This window comes from Pseudomonas sp. 910_21, assembly GCF_052850735.1.
Map to the genome: position 1 here is coordinate 1 of NZ_VXCY01000025.1, position 2,346 is coordinate 2,346.

Here is a 2,346-nt window from a genome sequence, read left to right on the forward strand (position 1 = left end):
TGGCCTGTTCGCCCAGAGCGGCGAGATGCGCCACATCAGCCACCAGGGGCTGATGTTGCTGCAGGCGCAACAGAACAGCATTCGCCTGGAAGCGGATCAGAGCGTGGAAGTCAGTGCAAGCAAGCAGCACGTCCTGGTGTCTGCCAAGGAGCACATCACCCTGATGTGCGGCGGGGCTTACCTGACGCTCAAGGGCGGCAATATTGAGCTGGGCATGCCAGGCAATTTCACGGTCAAGGCGGCTAAACACAGCCTCGTCGGCGGGGCCAGTCTTGCGGCGCAGTTGCCGAACTTCAACGTGGGCGATACCCAGCGGCGCTTCATGCTCAAGCAGATCGATGGTCAGTCAGCCATGCCCAACGTGCCCTACAAGATCACCCTGGCCAATGGTGAAATCGTCGAAGGCGTGACCGATGCACAAGGCGCGACGCAGCTGTTGCAGAAAGATGCCATGAGTATCGCCAAGGTGAGCATGCAGCGTTCGAGCACGCCATTGATTGCGGCCGCTGCAGCAGTGGGAGCGGCAGCTCTCGTGGCCAAGGCCTTCTCCGAACCGGATAGGGAAAAAGGGCGGGCCCTGACGGAGGGAGAGATCACTCTGGCGAAACGTGTGTTTGGCGACTCTATCGATTACGACAAGGTGCGCTTGCGTGATGAGGACTATGTGCCGTGGCAGGGCAAGAACTACGTAATGGCCCCCAACGGGCACATCTACTTTGGGGAGGACTTGCGAGGTGTGGCCGACTGGAGCCTGCTGCCGGCCGATGAGCGAGGCTTGTTCATTCACGAAATGACCCACGTATGGCAACACCAGCACGGCGTCAATGTGCTGTTGGTGGGCGCCTATCAGCAGGCAAAGCAGTTCCTGATAGGAGACCAGTACCAGTATCAGGTGGAGCCTGGGAAGACGCTCAAGGACTACAACATCGAGCAGCAAGGAGACATTGTGCGTGATTACTACCAAGGCCTGGAATCTGGAAACACTCAGGTACTGACAAAGCTCAAGCCTGTATTGGGCAACTTCCCGGCGGGGTATTGAACGATGAAAGGCCTGATGTTTGCTGTGTTCTGTGGGGTTTTGCTGATGCCATGGCCAACATGGGCCGTGTCCAAACGTCCTCCGGAAACTCCAGTGACGATCAATTCCGGTCGTCCAATAGCGGACCTTCGACCTCTGTTGGCGGACACCAACAACCTGGAGATCACCCATGTGTTTCTCTGCCGTCGGACCGCCAGCAGGTGTTACGAAACGCTCTGGGATATTGACCTTCCCGACGGCTGGATTCAGCCGCAAATAGAATTGTTGGGCGACTACCCCGGTGCTTTGGTCAGAACGCAGAACCGCAAAGCGCTGCAGCCGGGGGGTAGTTACAACCTCAATATTCATTTCAAGGAGCGCGGTCGTTGGCATAAACAAACAGTTTCCAGCACCTTTTTGGAGTTTTGTCTGATAGACGAAGGGGAGGGGGTAAAAGTCCAGGAATCGGCGCTTTGCCTGGCTCGAAGAAATGCCGAAGAGCGGCAATCACTGCCCTGAATCGATGGGGTGTAGCCCGTAATCTGGATGCTTGCTGTTCATGCCTCAATGAGGATAAGCACGATCAAAGATGAGCTGCAGATGAGGGCTGCCGACGTCGGCCAAAGGGGCAACTGAGTCCTTGGCAAAAATCGAATTCACATTGAAAAAACTGCGTCAGGGTACCAAGTCATGAAGTCTGATATATCGCCTTTATTCCTGTTGATCGCCCTGATCGCAACCTCTGTCCAGGCCGTTTCCAGAATGCCGCCAGCGACCCCGGTCTTGATCAGGGATAACCAGCCTGTCGTTGATCTGCGTCCCCTGTTGGCTGAAACCAACAATCTAGAAATTACGCATGTGCTTCTCTGCCGCCTTGGTGCTCAGCGTTGCGATGAAACGATATGGGACATTGCGCTCCCCGCTGGTTGGCAGCAGCCGGATCTCACCTTGTTTGGCAACTACCCGGGAGCAACCGTAAGGGTTCTCAGACATGAGGCTTTACAACCAGGAGGCAGTTACAACCTGTTCATTCATTTCAACGAGCGGAGCCGACTGCACCAGCAGACGGTCGACAACACCGTTACCGAGTTTTGCCTGGAAGAAAAATCTGACGCCTTGCGCGTCCTGACCCGCGCAGATTGTCGGGCTCGAAGGATCGCAGCGCAACATCAAGGAGGACACGCACGATGAATGACGCCGTTCGGATGAGGACCATTTGCACCGGTGAAGCGATCACCCTGCCAGGCGGTGGCGATGTGCACCTGATCGCGCCTCCCCCCAAGCCCTGCGTGACCATCGTGGTGCATGGCGTCAATGACCTTGCCGGT

The 2,346-nt window shown here is 56.4% G+C and carries 4 protein-coding genes; all 4 read left to right on the forward strand.

Annotated elements, in window-relative coordinates; translation table 11 throughout:
* Positions 1-1,039, forward strand: a 1,039-nt coding sequence (locus FW796_RS31790) for a DUF2345 domain-containing protein (RefSeq protein ID WP_446440695.1), incomplete at its 5' end; no start/stop codon positions are given.
* A 3-nt stretch (positions 1,040-1,042) separates the two neighbouring features.
* Positions 1,043-1,537, forward strand: coding sequence for a hypothetical protein (locus tag FW796_RS31795; RefSeq protein ID WP_053152357.1), 495 nt, complete (start codon positions 1,043-1,045; stop codon positions 1,535-1,537).
* Positions 1,538-1,708: 171 nt separating this feature from the next.
* The gene (locus FW796_RS31800; protein ID WP_053152355.1) at positions 1,709-2,209 is read left to right on the forward strand and encodes a hypothetical protein; all 501 of its coding nucleotides are present in this window, start codon (positions 1,709-1,711) and stop codon (positions 2,207-2,209) included.
* A partial coding sequence (locus FW796_RS31805; RefSeq protein WP_446440531.1) for a hypothetical protein occupies positions 2,206-2,346 on the forward strand: 141 nt, incomplete at its 3' end. The genes FW796_RS31800 and FW796_RS31805, both read left to right, overlap by 4 nt.